The 20244-nt window shown below is 60.9% G+C and carries 14 protein-coding genes and 1 tRNA gene; 8 read left to right on the forward strand and 7 right to left on the reverse strand.

The genetic code is table 11. The annotated features are described in order from the left end of the window. On the forward strand, window positions 1–2165 hold a 2165-nt coding region (locus FJ222_03170), incomplete at its 5' end, for a PAS domain S-box protein (protein MBM4163428.1). Between the two features lie 114 nt (window positions 2166–2279). On the opposite strand, the gene FJ222_03175 is transcribed toward FJ222_03170, so the two are convergent. From FJ222_03175 to FJ222_03200, 6 genes are all read right to left on the reverse strand, one after another. Continuing rightward, window positions 2280–2558: an HU family DNA-binding protein gene (locus FJ222_03175; protein MBM4163429.1), complete on the reverse strand. Its 279-nt coding sequence runs from the start codon at window positions 2556–2558 to the stop codon at window positions 2280–2282. 154 nt (window positions 2559–2712) lie between these two features. Further along, window positions 2713–3483, reverse strand: a complete 771-nt coding sequence (locus tag FJ222_03180; GenBank protein MBM4163430.1) for an HD domain-containing protein — start codon at window positions 3481–3483, stop codon at window positions 2713–2715. Between the two features lie 55 nt (window positions 3484–3538). Further along, the gene (locus tag FJ222_03185; protein MBM4163431.1) at window positions 3539–4489 is read right to left on the reverse strand and encodes a glycosyl hydrolase family 43; all 951 of its coding nucleotides are present in this window, start codon (window positions 4487–4489) and stop codon (window positions 3539–3541) included. Window positions 4490–4539: 50 nt separating this feature from the next. Beyond that, window positions 4540–6249: a hypothetical protein gene (locus tag FJ222_03190; protein MBM4163432.1), complete on the reverse strand. Its 1710-nt coding sequence runs from the start codon at window positions 6247–6249 to the stop codon at window positions 4540–4542. A 330-nt stretch (window positions 6250–6579) separates the two neighbouring features. Further along, window positions 6580–9411 carry a PAS domain S-box protein gene (locus FJ222_03195; GenBank protein ID MBM4163433.1) on the reverse strand — a complete coding sequence of 944 codons (2832 nt, stop codon included), beginning with the start codon at window positions 9409–9411 and terminating at the stop codon, window positions 6580–6582. Further along, a complete protein-coding gene (locus tag FJ222_03200) occupies window positions 9390–11225 on the reverse strand; it encodes a carbohydrate ABC transporter substrate-binding protein (GenBank protein ID MBM4163434.1) in 1836 nt (611 codons plus the stop codon). The genes FJ222_03195 and FJ222_03200 overlap by 22 nt, the downstream gene beginning before the upstream one ends. 491 nt (window positions 11226–11716) lie before the next feature. On the opposite strand from FJ222_03200, the gene FJ222_03205 reads away from it, so the two are divergent. Both FJ222_03205 and FJ222_03210 read left to right on the forward strand, forming a co-directional pair. After that, window positions 11717–12952 carry a hypothetical protein gene (locus FJ222_03205; protein ID MBM4163435.1) on the forward strand — a complete coding sequence of 412 codons (1236 nt, stop codon included), beginning with the start codon at window positions 11717–11719 and terminating at the stop codon, window positions 12950–12952. A gap of 42 nt (window positions 12953–12994) precedes the next feature. Continuing rightward, window positions 12995–13966: a M28 family peptidase gene (locus FJ222_03210; protein ID MBM4163436.1), complete on the forward strand. Its 972-nt coding sequence runs from the start codon at window positions 12995–12997 to the stop codon at window positions 13964–13966. A gap of 181 nt (window positions 13967–14147) precedes the next feature. Here the strand turns inward: FJ222_03210 and FJ222_03215 are convergent. Further along, window positions 14148–14236, reverse strand: a tRNA-Leu gene (locus FJ222_03215). Between the two features lie 129 nt (window positions 14237–14365). Here FJ222_03215 and FJ222_03220 point away from each other — a divergent pair. From FJ222_03220 to FJ222_03240, 5 genes are read left to right on the forward strand one after another with little or no spacing between them, the layout of a single operon-like run. Further along, window positions 14366–15052 (forward strand): hypothetical protein, encoded by a 687-nt coding sequence (locus FJ222_03220; protein MBM4163437.1) that lies wholly within the window; start codon window positions 14366–14368, stop codon window positions 15050–15052. 5 nt (window positions 15053–15057) lie between these two features. Next, window positions 15058–15618: an epoxyqueuosine reductase QueH gene (locus FJ222_03225; GenBank protein ID MBM4163438.1), complete on the forward strand. Its 561-nt coding sequence runs from the start codon at window positions 15058–15060 to the stop codon at window positions 15616–15618. Further along, window positions 15603–17474, forward strand: coding sequence for a glycosyltransferase (locus tag FJ222_03230; protein MBM4163439.1), 1872 nt, complete (start codon window positions 15603–15605; stop codon window positions 17472–17474). Before FJ222_03225 ends, FJ222_03230 begins: the two co-directional genes overlap by 16 nt. Window positions 17475–17505: 31 nt before the next feature. Continuing rightward, window positions 17506–18675: a hypothetical protein gene (locus tag FJ222_03235; GenBank protein ID MBM4163440.1), complete on the forward strand. Its 1170-nt coding sequence runs from the start codon at window positions 17506–17508 to the stop codon at window positions 18673–18675. A 5-nt stretch (window positions 18676–18680) separates the two neighbouring features. Next, window positions 18681–20192: an MBOAT family protein gene (locus FJ222_03240; protein MBM4163441.1), complete on the forward strand. Its 1512-nt coding sequence runs from the start codon at window positions 18681–18683 to the stop codon at window positions 20190–20192. Window positions 20193–20244: the final 52 nt, after the last annotated feature.

Consider the following 20244-nt stretch of genomic DNA (forward strand, 5'->3'; position numbering starts at 1 on the left):
CCGCATCGTGCATTCCAACGATGCGTTCGGCTCTTTCATCTTCACGCTCCACGGATGTGGAGGCGGGGGCGGGGGCGGGGGCGGGGAGCGGACGCAGGGAGCGCCCGAGAAGTTGGCACTCTCAAGCGCAGGAGGGTTTTTCCGCAAATTTCCTGCTCGTCGAAAATTCCCTGGTCGAACGCGGTAAAGATGGCTGTTTATGCCAGGACGAGAATGGCAACGTCCGGCTGGAATGCACCTGTGGGTTAGTCCTCTCCGGCAAAACCGACCCCGCCAATCCCCTTTTTACCAAGGGTGGAAGCTTCTGGACAAACAACTCATTCCCTCTGCTGGATCTGCCCTCCGATCAGGATCCGCGCCTGCATCCGCGTAATAACTGCATCCATCAGGGATTTGCATCCGTAGCGCTGATCCCTCTTCGTAATAAAGACCGGATTGTGGGGCTGATTCAACTCAATGCCAGACAAAAGGACTTATTCTCACTCGAAACAATAGAAATTCTTGAGGACATAGCCGCCCATGTAGGGGCCTTCCTTGCTCGTATCCAGGCTGATTCCCGTGTCAGTGAATCTGAAGCACGATTCCGAAGTGTTTTTGAACAATCGTCTGTCGGGGCCGTCCTTGTCGGTCTGGATAAACGCTTGATGAAATGCAATCCTGCCTTTTGCGCTTTTTTGGGATATACCGAAAAAGAACTTATAGGGAAATATATCTCAGATATTACCCATCCGGACGACCTTGAAATTGGAACGAAGGAACTGGAGCAAATGATCGACGGGAATCGGGTTTCCTTTTCGGCAGAGAAGCGCTACATCCGAAAAGACGGCAGGATGGTTTGGGGGGAAGTCAATGTATCCCTTGTTCGTGATTCTGAAGGGAAGCCTTTATACTTCCTCCCCTCGGTCAATGATATTGAAGCTCGTAAAAAAGCCGAAGAAGAACTCCGCAAATATGAAGAGCAGCTTCGTGTGACTCAAAGATTGGAATCGCTGGGTATACTTGCGGGCGGGATCGCTCACGACTTCAACAATATCCTCGCGGCCATCATGGGGAACGCGGAACTCGCGCTCGATGATATTTCTCCGCTTTCTCCCGGCAGGGAAAGACTTGAGGGAATCATGACAGCATCCAAGCGCGCGGCGGGCTTGTGTGCGCAGATGCTTGCCTATGCGGGAAAGAGTCGAATCGAGAAGCGCAACATAGCTCTGGGAGATCTTGTCGAAGAAACCCTCCACTTGCTCAAGACCAGCATCTCGAAGAAAGCGATCCTGAACTTGAAGCTGGAGACGTCGCTTCCGTGCATGTTAGGCGACCCCGCGCAGATTCGCCAAATCCTGATGAATCTGGTCATCAACGCGTCGGAGGCCATAGGCGAGCGAAGCGGTGTCATCGCCCTTTCCACCGGCGCGATGGATTGCTCGGGGCAGCACCTGACCAATGGCTACATCGTGGCGCCCGACAAGCCGGGGACCTATGTCTACATCGAGGTGTCCGACACGGGTTGCGGAATGGACAAGGATGCCGTTCAACGCATCTTTGAGCCATTCTTCACGACCAAGTTCACTGGACGCGGGCTGGGGCTGTCGGCTGTTCTGGGCATTGTCAAAGCGCACGAGGGAGCGCTGCGAGTATACAGTGAACCGGGAAAGGGTTCGACGTTCAAGGTGCTGTTCCCCGCGATTGACGTGGCGGAGGATCGAGAACCCGAACACGACGCCAACCGCGATTGGCATGGGTCTGGAACGGTTCTGCTCGTGGACGACGAAGAGAGCATTCGCGCAATCAGCTCACAGCAGTTGCGGCGATTGGGACTCCAAGTCCTGACGGCGGAGGATGGGCTGCAGGCTGTGAATCTGTATCGCGAGCGCAAGGACGCCATCGTGCTTGTTCTGCTGGACTTGACGATGCCGCACATGAACGGAGAAGAAGCCTTCCGGGAACTTCGGCAAATAAACCCGAATGTGCGTGTGATCCTTGCCAGCGGCTATGCCGAGGATGACATCGCGGCGCGATTCGCCGGTATGGGGTTGGCTGGTTGCCTGCAGAAACCGTACACCGTTGACAGATTGCGCTCGCTGCTGTCCACGCTATTGCCCAAGGCAGAGCAGACAACCCGATCTGAAGAAGGGAGACGCCCCATCAAGGGCGTGCAGGCGGACGGCTAATCGCCGCCGCCGCCCGCCATTCAGGCAGTCCAGAACCAGACGGAGCATTCAAACCCCATAGCCCGAAACCCGTCCCCGCGGCTCCGTTCAACGATGGTATTCGTTCGCTGCGCCTCACGCGGGGGTCATGATCGCTTCTTTGGCCGCCTTGGCGAGCCTGAACTTCAGGGCCGACTTGGCCGCGATCTGGATCGTCTCGCCCGTCGCCGGGTTGCGCCCCATCCGGGCTGCGCGCTCCACCTTGACGAGTTTGCCGAGTCCCGGAATGGTGAACCCGTCCGCGGCTTCCCGGATGGCCATCGCGACCAGAGCTTCCAACATCGTCGCCGCCTGCGCCTTCTCGACACCAGCCGTTTCAGCCAACTCTGCAATGATTTCGCTCTTGGTCTTCATGGTGATTCCTTTAGGATTGTTCAGTGATCGCTCCTTGGCCGACGAAGGCTCATGCCTGCTGTAAACCGGCCAAACCGATAATCGGTAGCGATGTCACGCAGGGAGTATGCCAGAAGCGCAAAGCAATGTCCAGCGCGCTGCGGCGATGGCGGAGCTATTCTAATGTGTGAAAATAGCGGCTGACCCGCGGGTCATCGCAGCGCGCCAGCACCAGACGCTCGCGGTATTCCAGCACGCGCCGTTCGCGGGCCAGCCGCCGCGACTCGGCATAGTGCAACTGCCCGGAAAGCCACGAGACCTGCACCATGACAAAATCGCAGAAGGTGGTGACATCGCGGTAATTGATCGCGCGCCCCGCATCGAGCGCCGCCAGAATGGGTTCGGAAACCCCGCCCTCCAGTTGCATGTTCCACGTGATCTCGGGATTATGCTCCAGCTGCCCGCTCTCAACAGCCTCCTCCAGCACGCGGAAGATGTCGAGTTTATCGGCATCACGCACCATATAGGCGATCCGGGCTGCGTCTGGAGCGATGTCTGGCGGCAGCGCGATTCCATTGTGCAGCCTCACCGCTTCAAAGATGATCCGCGCATCGTCCTCGGGCATCCCGAAGCAGATCCCCTCCTGACGCATCACCGCGCATCCCCGTTCGGCGTGGTTCACCGAGGCGCTGTCCTGAAACGTGCCGAACTCGGCGTACTGCGAGAAGCGTCCGATGTCGTGCAGAAGCGCCGCCGTCCGCCCGAGCAGCGCCTCTGCCGTCGCCCATCCCTCTGCGGCCATGATGCGCCCGGCGTCGGCTACCACATGGGCGGTGTGCCGCCGCTTGAGCGCTTGCATCGGGGGAAATGCGCCGTCAGGCCCGCGAAATCGGGCCACGTACCGGTTGAAGCGGCTTCGCACCGCCTGGAAATGTCCGTGGTTCATCCCCTCATCCTTCGAAGCCCCTCATCCCGACAGGACATTGACTGGCTCCAACCGTTCAGAGGGCCGCAAACACCGAAAGATCCCACTCGTCGAACCAGCGTATCTCCAAGCGCCCGTCCTTGAGCTGCAACGGGAGCCAGACATACCGCGAGTCGGAGATGTCCCCCGGCGTCCAGCGATCCGCCACCCCGATAAAGTGCCCCGGCCGGTCCGCAAGTTCAAACGCGGACCCAAACTGAGAATCGAAACTCGTCTCCGCTTTCGTCCCCACACAGGGATTCCCATGCGTTGTCCAGGGCCCATGAATCAGATCCGCCGAGGCCCATTCCGATGGATTGGCGCCGTAGCCGGTGGTCCCGGAGGTGATCATGAAATAGCGTTGATTCTTCTTGATCACCACCGGCGCCTCCCGCGCAGACGGCGGACCCGAATGCGGAAAGTGCAGGCTGTACATGCCGGTCGTGTTCAAATAATCATCCGTAAGGTCTGCAATCACGACCGATGTGTGGGGCCGGTTGAAAATCCAATAGGCCTTCTGCTCGTGGCCTGGCTCCAAAAAGAAATTGGGATCCCCGGAAACCATCCCGCAGGGCAGAAACGAGCGGAGATAACGAAAGGGACCAGTCGGTGTATCCGCCACCGCGACGCCCGTCCGCTGTGCGCCCCCCCATCCACCGCGCACAATCTTCATCCACATGACGTATTTTCCGGTGGAGGCGTTGAAGAGAACGTGCGGACGATCCATAATATTGAAAGGCGACAAGTCGTGTTCCGTGTCGTCTGGCCTGGATGGCAGAACGGTGCCTTCAAACGTCCAATCCGTCAGGTTCTTGGACGAATAACAATTTACGCCCGCATGCCACGGCTGCCCGTTCATAAACGCACTGCAGCCGGTCTTGTTCTCGCCATACCAGTAGTAGGTTCCATGAAAGCAGTTAATCCCGCCGCCATGGGCCTGAATCGGATTGCCGTCCGTGTCTTTCCATATCTGTCCAGGATAAAACATTGTCTGCTCCTATTGAATTGATAATCACTCGGCACGCTTTTGGGAGGCCGTCATGCCGGACTGCACGGGAGTACCGTTGCATCCCGGCACCCACACAGTTGCACGGGCGGTTTGCCTGCGGCGTTGGGGACAAACGCATCCGAGACCTTCACCCGGTTGTTTCTGAACACCAGCCCATCCACATGGTGGGCCGTGAGCAGGTTGGGATTGGGCGAGATGAAGGTGTTGTCTTCGATCACAATCCCGAGGTGATAGCCCGCCTTCGCCTCCTGGGGCTTGGGCACTTCGGGCCGAATGTTGATAGGCGCCGCGCCGTCGGCATAGCCACAGTTCAGAAACGTGTTGCCGCGGATGGTGAGATCGCGCACCGGCCCCGACTCAAACCAGTAGTTGGCATCGCCAGAAACGTGAATCGCGTGCGACGAGTTGTAGAACGTGTTCCCTTCGATCAGCATCGGCCGGTTGCTGCTGAGCAGAAAACCGCGAGGCCGGTTGTTGCCCGTGCGGCAGCCGCGAATGACCACCGCCGGCAGGCGCGTGACGTTGGTGACCGCAAAGCCCGAGCACACCCCCGCCGGGATGGCAGCCTTGAAACGCAGCTCGAAGAAGCGTGCGTTGATCACGCGCGCTTCGGCCACCACCCCTTCGGCCAGCGTCTGCATGGTCTGCGCCTCCGTGAACGCCACCCGGTCGCCCGGCCGGTACGAGCAGATCCCGTACTGCTGAAAGTGCTTCAGCTCCGCCTCGATCGTGTCCTTCCCCGCGACGCGCGAGATGCGCGAATAGATGCCGTGAATATTCGTAGCGTCGTCCAGCATGTTGTCGAACTGGCAGTCCTCCATCCGGATCGTCCCCTCGCAGTTGACAAAGTGCGTGGCATCGGCCTTGGCAGAGATGATGCGTGACGAACCCGGGCGTGTGGCGACCACGACCCGCTTGAGCGTGATGTCGGCGGAGAGCTGACCGATCACACCCATGGCGCCGACGTGGTACAGGCGAACGTCCTCAATGGCGACGTTGCGCGACTCGTGAATGAACACGCCGGGGTTGTTCCGCTTCTCGTGACTGATGGTCACGATGTTGCCGATCGTGTGGAGCCATGGGGTCTTGTAGTGCAGACGCACCACGCCCGGCTCCGGTTCCGTGGAGGTGAAGAGCTGCGCCCACTTGTCGGTGCTTTCGTCCAGATGGGCGATCGAAACAGCCTTGATGGGGTAATAGTACATGCTTCGCGTCGGGGCGCGGGTGCGTGGGTCGAACTCCGTAATCAGCCAACTGCAGTCGTTCAGGCTCATCCAGTCGGCCGACGTGAAGTACAGCGTCCTGCCTTCCACGCGATAGGGAAACTCCTCCTGCGAAATCCGCAGGTCCAGCGATTGCGCCGTGCAGGCCACGACTTCGCCCTGCGAGTAAAAGGGGCGGTCGCAATCCACGCTGAAGTTGCGCAATACCATGTTGCTGGAATGATCCACGACAAACGGGGTGATGCGCCCATGGAAGATAAACTCCGCGCCGCCCCCGTCAAGGGTCAGCCCGTTCATAGCGACCAGCGGAAAAGCGATGCGCCGGACGCCACTGTCGTTGTTCGAGATGTAGGAGAATGTTTCGGGGGCTCGGTCTGCACGAAAGTGGTAGACGCCGGGATGAAAGCGTAGGGTCGGATGATCCGCCGTGCGGCAGGCCGCCAGCGCGCGCTGAACAGCCGGCACGATGTCAACGGAGGAGTTTTCGTCGAGATGGTCTTGAATGTCGATGATCATGGGCTGTTCTTCTTTTGCGGTTTATCAAACGGGTCAGACGGGCCAGACAATCGTTTACAACAGATCGATAAGCACATCGCTTTTCGACAAGCACCGGCCCGCATGTGCCTAAAGCATGCCTGCATCGATCTGACGGGATGAATTCATTGTGATAGCGTGCCAGAAATGGGGGCAGATAACCAGCAAATCTTTCGAAGCGCAATGACCTGGCGCGCAAGGTGCGACACGTGCTGGACGAGAACGTGCATACGAAGGATGCTCCCTGAACAAGCGATCAGAAATTCAGCGGGCCGGGATCGCTCCGCTCGTGCTGCTCACGCTCCGGTTGACTCACACGCTCGTGCACGAGCGGTCGGCTGGCGATGAACGCGCCGTCGCGGCACCGTCCAAGACTTCGCGCACCTTGCGCAGCAAATCATTGGGCCGATAAGGCTTCTGAATCAGCCGAAGTCCCTCGTCAAGAACGAAGTTGGTGTGAATGGCGCTCAAGCTGTACCCGGTGCAGAAGATGACCGGCACCTGCGGACGTTGCGCCCGAATCCGTTCGTAGACCGCTCGGCCGCCCAGCTTGGGCATCACGACATCGAGCAATACCAGATCGACGCAGTCCTTCAGGTCGTCGAATAGCCGCAGGGCCACTTCGCCGTCTTCGGCCATATGCACCTGATATCCGGCGCCGCTGAGGACGGCGCGCGTCAGCATTCGCACCACTTCGTCATCCTCCGCGACTAAAATGGTCTCGGACCCGCTGCGGACGCAGGGTTCGCTCTTTTCCTCGGACACGACGACGGCGACGCTGCCGGTCAATGGAATGTAAATTCTGAACGTAGACCCCTTGCCGATTTCGCTGAGGACGTTGACGAGGCCATGGTGTTGCTTGACCAAGCCATAGACGGTGGCCAGCCCAAGCCCCGTCCCTTGCCCGAGAACTTTCGTTGTAAAGAACGGCTCAAAGATGCTCGCGAGTGTCTTCTCGTCCATTCCGCATCCGCAGTCTGTTATACTCAGGCACGCATAGCGTCCCGGCAGAGCCCAAGCGTGCGTACGACAGAAGGTCTCATCGATCACGACAGCCTCCGTCTCGATGACGATTCGCCCCCCCTCTGGCATAGCATCGCGCGCGTTGAGGCAGAGGTTCATCAGAATCTGCTCGATCTGCCCCTTGTCCGCCCGCACGATGCCCAGATTTAAACCGGGAACGACATCGAGCACGATGTGCTCGCCGATGACCCGCCGAATCATTTTAATCATGTCGGCGATGACTTCATTCAGATCGACATCTCGCATGTCGAGGACCTGTTGCCTGCTGAAGGCGAGCAATTGCCGGACCAAGGTGGCCGCGCGCCGACCCGCCTTCAAGACCATCTCGACGGATTCGCGGGCATCCGGGTTGACCGTGTCGAGCGCCAGCTCCGCATACCCCAGGATGGCCTGCAGGAGGTTGTTAAAATCATGGGCCACCCCGCCCGCCAGTTGCCCGACCGCTTCCATTTTCTGAGACTGCCGCAGATGGGCCTCGATCGTGACGTTCTCTTTCTCGACGCGCTTGCGCTCAGTAATGTCGCGATCCACACCGCGGTACCCTTGAACATCCCCCGCGCCGTCGCAGATCGGCGTGCCATTCGTTTCGAGGACCATCAGCCGCCCGTCCTTGTGCCTGTTGACGTGCTCTAGCCCGATGATCGGCTGACCGGCCGCAACCCGCTCTCGGAACAACGTGCCAAACCGATCGGCTTCGTCTGCAGGCATGCGATCAAACGGCGTCTTCCCCAACACCTCATCGGGCGAATAACCAAGGACCTCGCGAACTCTCGGACTGATGTAGGTGTAGACGCCCTGCCGGTCCATTTCCCAGATCAGGTCGGCGGATGACTCGACCAACGCGCGGAAGCGGCTCTCGCTGTCCGCCAAAGCCCGTCGCATCCGGTATTCCTCCGTTACGTCGCGGAAGACCAGCACCACACCGGTGATGACGCCTGCAGCCGACCGGATGGGCGCGGCGGAGTCCGCGATCGGGTGCTCGGTTCCGTCGCGACACAGAAGCACCGTGTGGTTCGCGATCCCGACGACCCTGCCGTTTGCGATGACCTGGCTGACCGGGTTTGCGGCTGGCACCCGGGTCAGCGCATTGACGATCCGAAACACCTCGCTCATGGGTCTGCCGCGCGCCTCCTCGCTCCGCCAGCCGGTGAGCGCTTCCGCCACCGGATTCATCCGCGCGACATTGCCGTGCGCATCCGTGGCGATGACCGCATCGCCAATGGAATCCAAGGTTGTGCGCAGGCTCTCCTCGTTCTCGCGCAGCCGGGCTATCGCCTGACGCAGGTCATCCAGCGTCTGTCGGAACGCATTCGCCAGATCGCCGATCTCGTCATTGCCGCGCACGGCAATGATGCCTGCAGCCGCAGTGTTCGCATGCCCGGTCACTTGGCTCACCTGCTGGGCCAGCGCGACGATGGGTCTGGCAACCAAAGACGCAATGACGTAAAGGATGCCCCACGCCAGTATAGCGCCGAAGCCGAGGACAAGGGCGGCGTCGCATTTCAGCGTTCGAACGGCATCATCAATATCCTGCGTATACAGGCTCGAACACACCACCCAGTCCCACGGATAGAAATAGCGCGCACACGTGGTCTGCGGCTCGGACACCGTCTGGCTCCATTTCGCAAACCAGATGTAGTTGACGAAGACGCTCCCTCGTCGCTGCGCCTCGAAAGCCATGTCCCGGAACGGCTGGCTGCCGTCCGGTGCCTTCTCTGCAGACAGGTCTCGGCCTTGCAGGTCGGGTTTCAGCGGATGCATGATCATGCGCGCCGCGCTGTCGAGGATGAAAATGTGCTCGTCCTTTTCGTAACGCAACGGCCGCAGGTACGCCAACACCTTCTCCTGGGCCTCCTCGCGGGTGCGCGGCAGCGACGAGTCGGTCTTCCATTGGTAAGTGCGAACGGCATCCTCGTAGTGGGCCATCAGCGAGACAGCCGTCTCTACGACGGCACGCAGCTTGTTTTCGCGCTCGCCCCGTTTCTCGCGCTCGACCATGGGGATGACGAAGCCATAGACGATAATGGTGAGGAGCACCACCACCACCACGGTGAACAGATTGAGTTTGGTGCGGATCCCGAATCGGAACGGCCGTCGGTTCATGGCGGTGCCCTCTTCCATTCCTTCAGCAGATCCTCGTAAAGGCACGTCTTCGGCGTCTCCCGCTCAGCAGACGGTGGCGGCTCCGCGTGGTCCGGCCCTTGGGCTTCGGGCTTCGGCGGACTCAACCGCGGAGAGTACGCTTCCAACGTCAGCGACCCCATCAGCGCGTCGAGTTGTTCGGCGAGATGATCGAGCGCCTCCTGCGGAGACGATTGGCCCTCGATGGCCAGCGAGATGTTTTGCCACCACAGGGCCGACATTTGCGGATAGTGCGGAACGTTGAGTCCGGTGTCGGTGTAATTTTTGATCACCGGGGATCGCAGGAACTCGATCAGGCCACCCAGCCGCCGCTGGCTCTGGGTCGCCGGCCCCGAATAGAGCGTGCTCCTGCGCACCGGTGTGGCGTCGGCCATGAACTTCTTCAGCGCGACGCTCTTGGACAGGCAGAACTGTGCCCACAGCCAGGCGGCGTGTCGGCGCGGACCGTCGGTATCCAGCGGCAGGGTCCAACTGCCTGCGTCCATATACCCCATCTTCATCCCTTCGCGCCAGTACTTGCCGCGTGGCATGGGGGCGATGCGCCACACGGGATTGCCCTGTTTGTCGCAGACGGGGCTTCCCACTTTGTTGTACTCGGGATTGAGCGCCGCATAGATCTGGCACCAGTACCAAGTCTGAGCAATGTCGCCCCGGGGCGGAATGCGTCCCTGCCCCAGCCAGTCCAACTGCCGAGATTCGGGGGGCGCGTAGCGGTTGAGCAGAGACAGCCAAGTCGTCAGCGCGTAGACCGCCGCCGGTCCATTGATGGCGCCCCCACGCGCGACCGAGGCCACCACCGGAATTCGATCCTCGACCCGAATGCCCCAGTCGTCGACCGGCAGCCCGTTGGGCACACCGACATCGCCCATCCCGGCTACCCCCAGAAAAGCGTCCGAAAATCGCCAGCCCAGCCACGGACCGGGCAACCCGTAGTCGGCATGGCCGCGGGCAACGACCTCCGAACCATTGGGGTTTGTCATCGTCCGGCCATGGAAGAAAGCGGCAATGTCCTCGTAAGCGGCCCAGTTCAGCGGAACTCCGAGCGCATACCCGTAGCGCTTGAAAAAGTCGCTCCGCACCTGGGGGTCCGAAAACCAGTCATGACGGAACCAGTAGACCAGCGGGAACTGATAGTTGGGGAGCTGCAGTTGTCGCCCGTCGTAATCTTGCGCGCATTCCAGATTGAGAAAGTCGTCCACGTCCAAATAGGGATTGGTGTAGGCCTTGCCATCGCCGGCCATGTAGTCACCAAGCACGACGATACCCCGGGTCCGCAAAAGCCATCCGTTCAGATCCGCGTCGGCCACGTAAATGTCGTAGCGGTGCTTGCCGTGCTCGATCTGATCGACCAGCCGGTCGACGAGATCGCCCTCGCCAATCACGTCGTGACGTACGCGAATGCCGGTGATCTCCTCAAACGCGCGCGAAAGATACTGGCTTTCCCAAAAGCTGGTCTCGATGTCCTCCCCGACCGAAACCAGATTCATTCCCGCGAACTCGGCCCCCTTCTCACGGAACCAGGCGAGTTCGGCGCACCGCTCGTCAAGCGTCAACACCGAGGGGTGAAACAGCTCCGCCCATCGTCTCACCACCGGATCGTACTGCGGTTTGGCGATCACGGACGGCTCGTGCTTTCCACACCCGCCGAGGACCAGAGCGACAAGGACTAGCGCGAGAACACCAGACACCGACAACCGCGCAGCCGCACCGATTGACACGCAATCGCTTGTCGGCTCGCCCTGGCCCACACGAGCCGAGCATGTGCCAAAAACCGTCTGGACCCGCGAATCCATGACGCGAAATATTTCAAAAATGAAGGTGTCTGTCAAGAGGATTCAAAACCCGCCCAGCAATTCAAATTTTGGATATGGGACCATCGGCGTCGGGGTCGGAATCGGTATCGGTATCGGTATCGATAAAACCAACGGAAATTCGATCCCGATTCCGATACCGACCCCGATGACCCAATCGCCTCAAAATTTGACTTACTGATGGAGAGGCACTGGGTGAAGCTGAATGTCCGGCCCGATCCGCCACGCACTGGCTCGTCACACACCTGCCACGTCAGACTATCCAGTGCCCTTTCGCCTCTTCTCGCGCTGCCCCCCCTGTGGCTTACCGATTACACCCGCGCAGCCATTCTAACGCGCCCCGCACCCCCCGCGATTCGGGCGCATCCACGATTATGTTGCGCGCAACATAAACGGGGATGCACCCCCGCGATTCGAAGACACGCATTCGGTGTTGGCCCGGCCCGGCAGCAGTGGTATAATGTGGCGTGTTTGTGACGACCAAGAACGGCTGCTTCCGGTGGATGATCGTGGGGCTCGCTTTACGGCTGGCACCGACGTCCTACGCTGTGCTTTTTGACGCCACCCCCGATGCATCGTACAACACGAATGCTCCTGCGGGCGCCTTGACGAACAGCGGGTGGCACTACATCGGCCGATTCGGAACCGCCCAGGCCACGGCCATCGCGCCCTTTTTCGTGTTGACGGCCAAGCACCTCAGCGTGTCAACAAATTTCGTTCTCGACGGCTCAAACTACACGCTGAGCACCGTCTACGACGATTCCCATTCCGACCTGCGGCTCTGTCGATCCGTGACGCGGTTGCCCCGCCACGCACCCCTGTACGTCGGCACCAACGAAGTCGGCGCGCCGCTGCTGGCTTTCGGCCGCGGGCGGAAGCGAGGCAATGCGGTGGTGACCGCCGGTCTGACCAACGGCTGGAAATGGGGTGGCGCCGACGGCATCATGCGCTGGGGCTCGAATCAGGTGGCCTCCATCAGACAGGCGGGCGGCGCCGACTGTCTGTATGCCACGTTTGATCACGGCGCGGGTCCCGACGAATGCCATCTGGCCACATGGGATTCCGGGGGGGCAGCCTTTGCCTGCATTGACGAACGCTGGCAACTGGCCGGTGTGCACTATTCCGTCGACGGATCCTTCAATCAGAGCACCAACAACACCACCGAATTCAATGCCGCTATCTACGATGGCTATGGCCTCTACATGGGCTCCGACAACAACTGGACGCTGATCACCAACCCTGTTCCCAGCGGCTTCTATTCCACCCGCGTCTCCTCGCGCTATGCGTGGATCACCAATATCATCCCCCATTTCGACAGTGACGTTGATGGCCTTCCGGACTGGTGGGAAGGCCGCTACGGCGGCAGCGTTCAGGGAATGGATGCTACACACGACGCCGACGGCGACGGCGCGAATAACCTCGCCGAATGGATCGCCGGATCGGATCCGACAAACACCGCTTCCTTGTTCCAAATCGCCGCCGTCTGGCAAACCAACGATGTGGACACCCTCTCTTTTGACGGCCACACCGATCGTCTCTATCGCGTCTGGCAGCGGGATTTGACCCTCGCGCCCACCACGCCGTGGCAGTCCGCCGTCACCGGCGCCTTTTCCGGTGCCGGCAACCCGACGTACTGGTCCGCCACCAACACCTCACCCGCCACACCACGCTTCTATCGGCTCGGTGTGACGGTCCCGGACGGGATGTAGCCGACGATATTGATCAAGGTTCCTGAGTGTGGAGAACGTCACATGAAAAGACGCCTTTTACTATCTTCCGCGCGCATCCTGGCCGCTGTTGCGCTCGTCGTCGCTGTGACGGGGTGTCTGATTTCCCAGCCCACATTCCGAAGCAATCAGCCTTCTGCGGTGTCCGTTGCACCCGATCAGTTGCGGGAACATGTGACCACGCTGAGCGAGACCTTCCATCCACGGGACTGGGAGCACGAGGCTAACCTCAGCATCTGTGCAGACTATATCGGCACCCACTTCACGAACGCCGGTGCTGTCGTGCAGTTCCAACCCGTCCCAGCCCAGGGGCGGCAGTACCGCAATGTAATCGCCCGTTTCGGCGTGGGGAAAGGCGCTAAGATTGTGGTGGGGGCACACTACGATGCCTGCGGCGACACCCCGGGTGCGGACGACAATGCCAGCGGCGTGGCCGCTCTCATTGAACTGAGCTACCTGTTCGGGCGTCACCCGCCAGAGAGGGAGATTGAACTGGTCGCCTATGTTCTGGAGGAACCCCCATTTTTCCGGACGCCGCTCATGGGGAGCGCCGTCCATGCGGCAAGCATTGCGGCCGAGCAGGAAAAGATTGAGGGCGTGATCGTCCTGGATACGGTCGGATACTTTAACGCTGCGAAGGGCTCTCAGTCTTATCCCTCGCAATGGCTCAAGTTGATCTACCCCAGTCGAGGCACCTTCATCGCCGTCATTGGACGCTGGGACCAAGGCCGGTGGATCAAGCGCATCAAGGCGGGCATGAAAGGAGCGACAGACCTTCCCGTGTACTCCCTGCGGGCTCCAGCCTCCATTCCGGGCATTGATTTCTCGGATCATCTCAACTACTGGCCGCTTGGACTCAATGCCCTGATGATCACTGACACCGCATTCTACAGAAACAGGGCATACCACACAAAAGAGGACACGTCCGGGCGGCTGGACTACGAGCGAATGTCCAAAGTCGTGATTGCTGTATTTGAAGCCGTGAGCTCCCGATAAAGAGTCTCCCTGAGAGTGTGCCTCTATCCAGCGGTTTATAAGGGACACTCCGTATATTTAACTTATGCGGGTACGCTTCGCCAATTTCGCTTGCGGAACCGATCATCAGGGTCATCCGAGGCCGGGCAAGTAGACACAGCTTCTCTCCCCGAGATCCGTCAACCGGAAAACAGCGATTTTATGGTGCCTGGGGAGGGAGTCGAACCCTCACGCCGGATTACCCGGCAACGGATTTTAAGTCCGGTGCGTCTGCCATTCCGCCACCCAGGCTAAACAATCTGATTACGGCAGTGGGCCGCACTCGAAAACAGACAGACGCAGTATGGCACGTTTTTCGAGGTGTGTCTACTTGCAAAACCCGTCACGTGTGGTATGCTGGGGTCGCGTCAAGGAATGGTAATGAAAGCCGATGATCCGATCATGAAACCCGTTTTTTTCATGTGTGCCGCGCTGGCCGTTCGCTGCTGGGCGGATACTGCCGGGACCGTCCGGGAGTCGCCCACGCCCCGACTGCCGGGGGGCCGGCTCCACCTTTCCCTGCAGCAGGAAGCCGATGCGGCGGTGCGCCGCGGGGGGCTATGGCTGCGGGCGGGGCAGCAGCCCGGCGGATATTGGGGCGTCAGCAACCGCCTCGCCACCGCCTATGCCGTCCTGGCGCTGCGCCAGATGCCCGCCGACACGAACCTTCAGGCCGCCGTTGATCGCGGTCAGGCGTGGCTGCGCCGCACCTCCGACTCGGGCACCAACACCTTCTGGACGGCGCTCGCCACGGGGGCCGAGATCACTCCGTGGCCATCATCCGGGACCGTGGATGCCGCCAGGCCGCTCACACTGGACATTGTCCAGTCTTCCTTGCTTTCAGGCGATCGGGTCCTCCTGATCACCGAAATCAACCGCGCCATCCCCGTTGGCCTCGTCGTCACCCCGGCCGACTGGCGGGAGCAACTGGCGGGCACGCTGGTCGCCCGCCAGCAGCACGACCCCCAAACGCCCGGCGCCGGTTTCTGGCTGGCCACGGGCATGACTCACGAGGCCGCGGCCGAAGCGCAGACCGCGCTCGCCATGCTCATCCTCTTGCAGCTTTAAGTGTCATGCGCGTACTCCTCCATGCCTGCTGCGCCCCGTGCGCCTCGACCGCCGTCGAGCGTCTCCTCGGCCTCGGCCACGCCGTGACCCTGTTCTTCAGCAACCACAACATCGACACCCCCGCTGAGCACGCGCTGCGGCTGTTGCACGTCGAACGGCTGGCCGCGCATTTCCTCGCGCCGCTCCTCGTCGACGCCCCGGACCGCGACGCCTGGCGCGCAGCCGTGGCCGGCCACGAGAATGCCCCGGAGCGTGGCAGCCGCTGCGCCCTGTGTTTCCGCTACAGCCTCGCCCGCACCTGCGGCCACATGTTACAGGCCGGGTTCGACGCCTTCACGACCAGCCTCACCACCAGCCCCCACAAATCGTCGCCGATCCTCTTCGTGATCGGGCGGGAACTCGCGGCGGATCGCTTCCTGGCCCTGGATTTCAAGAAGGACGACGGCTTCGGCCGCGCCCGTTCGATCAGTTCCGCCCTCGGCCTGTATCGGCAGGATTACTGCGGCTGCGCCTTCTCGCGCCCGGCGTATGACGGCTCGCAAACTCGGAGATGTCTGAATCGATGAGCAGAGCGCGCAAACACAAAAAAACGGGGATTTCGGACGACTGGTCGGCCGCGCGGGCCTGTCTCGGCCCGGACGGCCGGTTGAGCGTGGTCATGCCGGCCTACAACCTCGGCCCCTCGATCGCGGCCAACAGCGACCGCGTCCGCACGCTGCTCGACGGCCGCATCCCGTTTGAGATCGTCGTGGTGGACGACGGCAGTCGCGACAACACGGCGAATGAGTTGCGGGCTGCGGCCGAGCGTCATCCGGATATCGTGCGCCCCGTGCTGCTGGCGGCCAACGCCGGCAAGGGCGCGGCGCTGCGCGCTGGCCTCGCGGCCTGTTCCGGAACCCACGTGCTGCTGCTCGACGGCGACCTCGACCTCTCCCCCGAGCGGATACCGACCTTTTTTGCCGTGATGCAGGCCGAGCGCGCCGACATCGTGATCGGCTCCAAACGCCATCCGCAATCCCAGATTGACTACCCGTGGCATCGCCGACTCGCGAGCCGGGTCTACTACACCCTCGTCCGCATCCTCGTCGGCCTGCCGGTGACCGACACCCAGACGGGCATGAAGCTGTTCCGCCGCGAGGCCATTGCCTGGGCCTTCGAGCGGATGCTCTGCAAGAGTTTCGCCTTTGACCTGGAGATGCTGGCGATCTGCCATGCCAAGGGATACCGCGTCGCCGAGGCCCCGATCCGCATGGAATTCGGCAACAAGGTTGGCTGCCTGAGCTTCTCGACCGTCAAGCACGTCATGGTGGACACACTGGCCATCTTTTACCGTCTTCGCGTCCTCCGCTACTATCCGAGCGTCGAGGTCCATCCCCTGCCCGATCCCCTGCCGCTGGTGTCGATCATCATCGCCTGCCCCGCCCCCTCGCCCTATCTCGACGAATGCCTCGCGGGCATCGCCCGGCAAACGTATGCTCGGATCGAGACCCTGGTGCTCCCCGACCTCTCCGCGCAACTTAACGCCGCGCCCGCCGCCGGTTTGCGCGTCATCCCGACCGGCCACATCCGCCCATCGGAGAAGCGCAACCGGGGCATCCGCGAGGCCTGCGGTTCTCTCGTCGCTTTTCTGGATGACGACACGATCCCCTACCCCGACTGGCTGGCGCACGCGGTCCCCTATTTCTCCGACAGCGGCGTGGCTGCGGCCGGCGGTCCGGGCGTCACGCCGCCGCGCGACCCCTGGATGGCGCAACTGGGGGGCGAAGTCTATGCCAACCGGCTGGTTTCCGGAACCTGCGTGTATCGGTACCGGCCGGGACGGGTGCGCACGGTAGACGATCTGCCGAGTTGCAATCTCATTGCTCGCGCCGACGTGGTGCGCGAGTTGGGCGGATTCAACACCGCGTACTGGCCGGGTGAGGACACGATCCTCTGTTCCGACATCGTCCACCGGCTCGGGCGGCGTATCGTGTACGACCCGTGGGCTTCGGTCGCCCACCACCGGCGCGCGCTCTTCGGGCCCCACCTGCGGCAGGTCGGGCGCTACGCCCTGCACCGCGGCTTCTTCGCCAAGCGCTTCCCCATCACGTCGCGCCGCCCGGCCTACATGCTGCCGTCGCTCTTTGTGCTCGGCCTCGTGCTGGGTGCGCCCCTGGCCGGGGTCCATCCGTGGCTGGCGCGCGCCTACCTGTGCGGCGTGGGTGCCTACCTGGTGATCACCGGACTGGCCGCCATACGCAGGTGCCCCCTCGATTGGCTCATCGTCTGGCTCGGCATCATCGCGACGCATCTCGTCTATGGCGTTCGCTTCCTTCAAGGCCTGCTCTCCAGCCGAATGCCCTGCGAGCGCCAGCGGTTCGACCATCCCTCAGAGAACACGACTTCTGACGCGGAGAGGTCCAGGTCTGTGACGCCCTCATGAAACGTTCTGAGTTTGTTTGACACGGAAACCCATGCCTTCAGCAATCACATCCAGCGGACGGCTGATCACCGTCCTGTTCGCGACGCTGATCAGCGTCCCCTTTCTGGGAACTTTTTTCAACTGGGACTTTCATCCGCCCGGGGATGAGAATCGTCTTCTGGCCGAGCGCCCGAGGCTGCTGTCGCTGCCGCTGGCAGCCTGGCCTGCGAGCTTGGACGCTTATTGCAACGATCACATCGGCTTCCGCAACACCTTCATTCGGCGCCACCGGAAGCTGATGCAGGATGTTTTTCACCGGCAATCCGATCGCGTGCTGGAAGGACGAGACGGCTGGCTATACCTCAAGGATAACGGCAATATCGCGGACTTTCTCGGCCTGCGCACCCTGTCGGATGAAAAGATGCAGAACCTGCGCATCAGTTTCGAAGGCCGGCAACGCTGGATTGAACAGCAGGGCATTCACCACCTGTTCGTCATCCCGCCGAACAAGCCGGTGATCTACCCCGAACATCTTCCGGATGCGGTTCTGAAGGCGCGTGGCACGGACGGCATCATGCAGTGGCTGAGCTGGCTGGAGCGCGCGTCCTCCGCGTTGAACATTCTGGACCTTCGCGACGAGCTCCTGGCGCGCAAGTCTGAAGGGCTGCTTTACTTCCCCAACGACACGCATTGGACCTATCTCGGCAGTTATTTCAGTTATTGCGCGGTCATTAAGAGGCTCAAACGGCGCTTTCCCGACGTGGAGCCGATCAGGCGCGAGTCCTGCGTTGAGGTTGAGAGCCTGTGGAAAGGCGATCTGATTGCGATGCTCGGCGACGGTCGCCCCGCCACGATCTCCTGCGTCGAGATCATGCCCGACTCGGCGCACACCAACCGGATTCAGGAGGCCCCCGCCGAGGAGATTGCGTCCCTGAAACTGCCGGATGGCATCTCCGGCGTTCGCATCATGCGCAACCCGGATGGCTCCGGGCGGATTGTGATCATTCATGATTCGTTCGCCTGGCAGGGGTGGTTTCGGTTTTTTCCCCTCCATTTTAAAGAAACCATCTTTCTGGCGACGTTGCGTCCCTCCATCGGCACCTATCGCTGGATCATCGAATCCTTCCACCCGGACGCGATTGTGGACGAACAGATTCACCGGAACGTCCTGCACAAGCCGCAACCGGTTTTTGATGAATGGGCGAAGGCGCTGGAAAGATAGGACCCATGGTTTTTAGTTCACTCACTTTTCTCTTTTTCTACCTTCCCGTCGTCCTGATTCTTTACCACCTGCTCTTTCTGCAGGTTTCCCGCCACAGCTCGCGCGCGCCGCTGTTCCTCCGTCTGTCCAATCTTCTTCTGCTGTGCGTCAGCATCCTGTTCTACTTCTGGGGCGAAGGCTGGCTCGTGTGGATACTCCTCACCTCAACGCTGATTGACTACGTGTGCGGCCTGCTGATTTCCGGCGCATGGCGCACCGGACGTGTGGAGCCATTGGCGGCGGGAGGACTGCGGTCCCGCGCGCAACGCCTGACGCTGATCGCATCCCTGACGGCCAATCTGCTTTTTCTCGGTTTCTTTAAGTATTTCAACTTCGGCTTGGATACCGTGAACCATCTGGTTCCAGAGGCCTGGCGTCTGACGGATGCCCTGCGGGTGACGCTTCCCCTCGGCATCAGTTTCTATACGTTCCAATCGATGAGTTACACGATTGACGTGTATCGCGGCCATGTGAAAGCCACCCGCAATCTCATTGACTTCGCCTGCTATGTGGCGTTGTTCCCGCAGCTCGTGGCCGGGCCGATTGTCCGCTACGCCGATATCGCCCAGCAATTGGTGCATCGGACCCTGTCCGCGCCGGTGTTCGCTTCCGGCGTCAACCGGTTTGTTCTGGGGCTGGCCAAGAAGGTGTTGATTGCCAACACCGTTGCCCGCGCGGCAGACGCCGTGATGGCGTTGCCCGCCGATCAGGTCACCACTCCGCAGGCCTGGGTCGCGACCCTCTGTTACAGCATTCAGATCTATTATGACTTCTCGGGCTACAGCGACATGGCGATCGGACTGGGACGCATGTTCGGATTCCAGTTTTTGGAAAATTTCAATTATCCCTACGTCTCCCGATCCATCCAAGAGTTTTGGCGGCGGTGGCACATCTCCCTGTCGACCTGGTTCCGGGATTACCTGTACATTCCTCTGGGCGGCAACAGAAAAAGCGAAAGCCGCACGTATCTCAACCTGATTGCCGTCTTCTTCCTGTGCGGGCTCTGGCATGGCGCCAACTGGTCGTATGTGGCCTGGGGCCTCTTCCATGGATTCTTCCTCGTGGTGGAGCGTCTCGGCCTGGCCCGCCTGATCAATCGATTACCGCGTCCCCTGCAACACGGGTATGCCTTGCTGGTGATCATGGCCGGCTGGGTTCTTTTTTACACCGAATCCTTCTCGCGAGCCGTCGTGCTGATCACGTCGATGGCGGGGTTTGCGCCGACTGCGAAAAGCTCGCTCATGCTGCAGGACTGGTGGTCCGGTGACGTCCTGGCGGCCCTCGTGTTCGGCATTGTGTTTTCCGCGCCAGTCCTGCCGCGCGCCCGGCTGTGGTGTCAGCGGCTATTCATGCGCAACCCGGCCGGCGCGGCCGCCTATACGCTGGTCAACGCCGCGGCCGTGGCGTTTTTGTTCCTCTTCAGTGCCATGTCGCTAGCGGCCGGGACGCACAACCCCTTTATCTATTTCCGGTTCTAGCCTGAGATGGACATCCTCCTTCAATCATGCCATACTTTCCAACCGTTTCAGG

The sequence above is a fragment of the Lentisphaerota bacterium genome, assembly GCA_016873675.1.
Taxonomy (GTDB): domain Bacteria; phylum Verrucomicrobiota; class Kiritimatiellia; order RFP12; family JAAYNR01; genus VGWG01.

Excerpts from the sequence above, each read along its gene's own strand:
- FJ222_03175 (MBM4163429.1), bottom strand. The coding sequence starts at position 2,558 with ATGAAGACCAAGAGCGAAATCATTGCAGAGTTGGCTGAAACGGCTGGT.
- FJ222_03180 (MBM4163430.1), bottom strand. The coding sequence starts at position 3,483 with ATGAACCACGGACATTTCCAGGCGGTGCGAAGCCGCTTCAACCGGTAC.
- FJ222_03185 (MBM4163431.1), bottom strand. The coding sequence starts at position 4,489 with ATGTTTTATCCTGGACAGATATGGAAAGACACGGACGGCAATCCGATT.
- FJ222_03190 (MBM4163432.1), bottom strand. The coding sequence starts at position 6,249 with ATGATCATCGACATTCAAGACCATCTCGACGAAAACTCCTCCGTTGAC.
- FJ222_03195 (MBM4163433.1), bottom strand. The coding sequence starts at position 9,411 with ATGGAAGAGGGCACCGCCATGAACCGACGGCCGTTCCGATTCGGGATC.
- FJ222_03200 (MBM4163434.1), bottom strand. The coding sequence starts at position 11,225 with ATGGATTCGCGGGTCCAGACGGTTTTTGGCACATGCTCGGCTCGTGTG.
- FJ222_03210 (MBM4163436.1), top strand. The coding sequence starts at position 12,995 with ATGAAAAGACGCCTTTTACTATCTTCCGCGCGCATCCTGGCCGCTGTT.
- FJ222_03220 (MBM4163437.1), top strand. The coding sequence starts at position 14,366 with ATGAAAGCCGATGATCCGATCATGAAACCCGTTTTTTTCATGTGTGCC.
- FJ222_03225 (MBM4163438.1), top strand. The coding sequence starts at position 15,058 with ATGCGCGTACTCCTCCATGCCTGCTGCGCCCCGTGCGCCTCGACCGCC.
- FJ222_03230 (MBM4163439.1), top strand. The coding sequence starts at position 15,603 with ATGTCTGAATCGATGAGCAGAGCGCGCAAACACAAAAAAACGGGGATT.
- FJ222_03235 (MBM4163440.1), top strand. The coding sequence starts at position 17,506 with ATGCCTTCAGCAATCACATCCAGCGGACGGCTGATCACCGTCCTGTTC.
- FJ222_03240 (MBM4163441.1), top strand. The coding sequence starts at position 18,681 with ATGGTTTTTAGTTCACTCACTTTTCTCTTTTTCTACCTTCCCGTCGTC.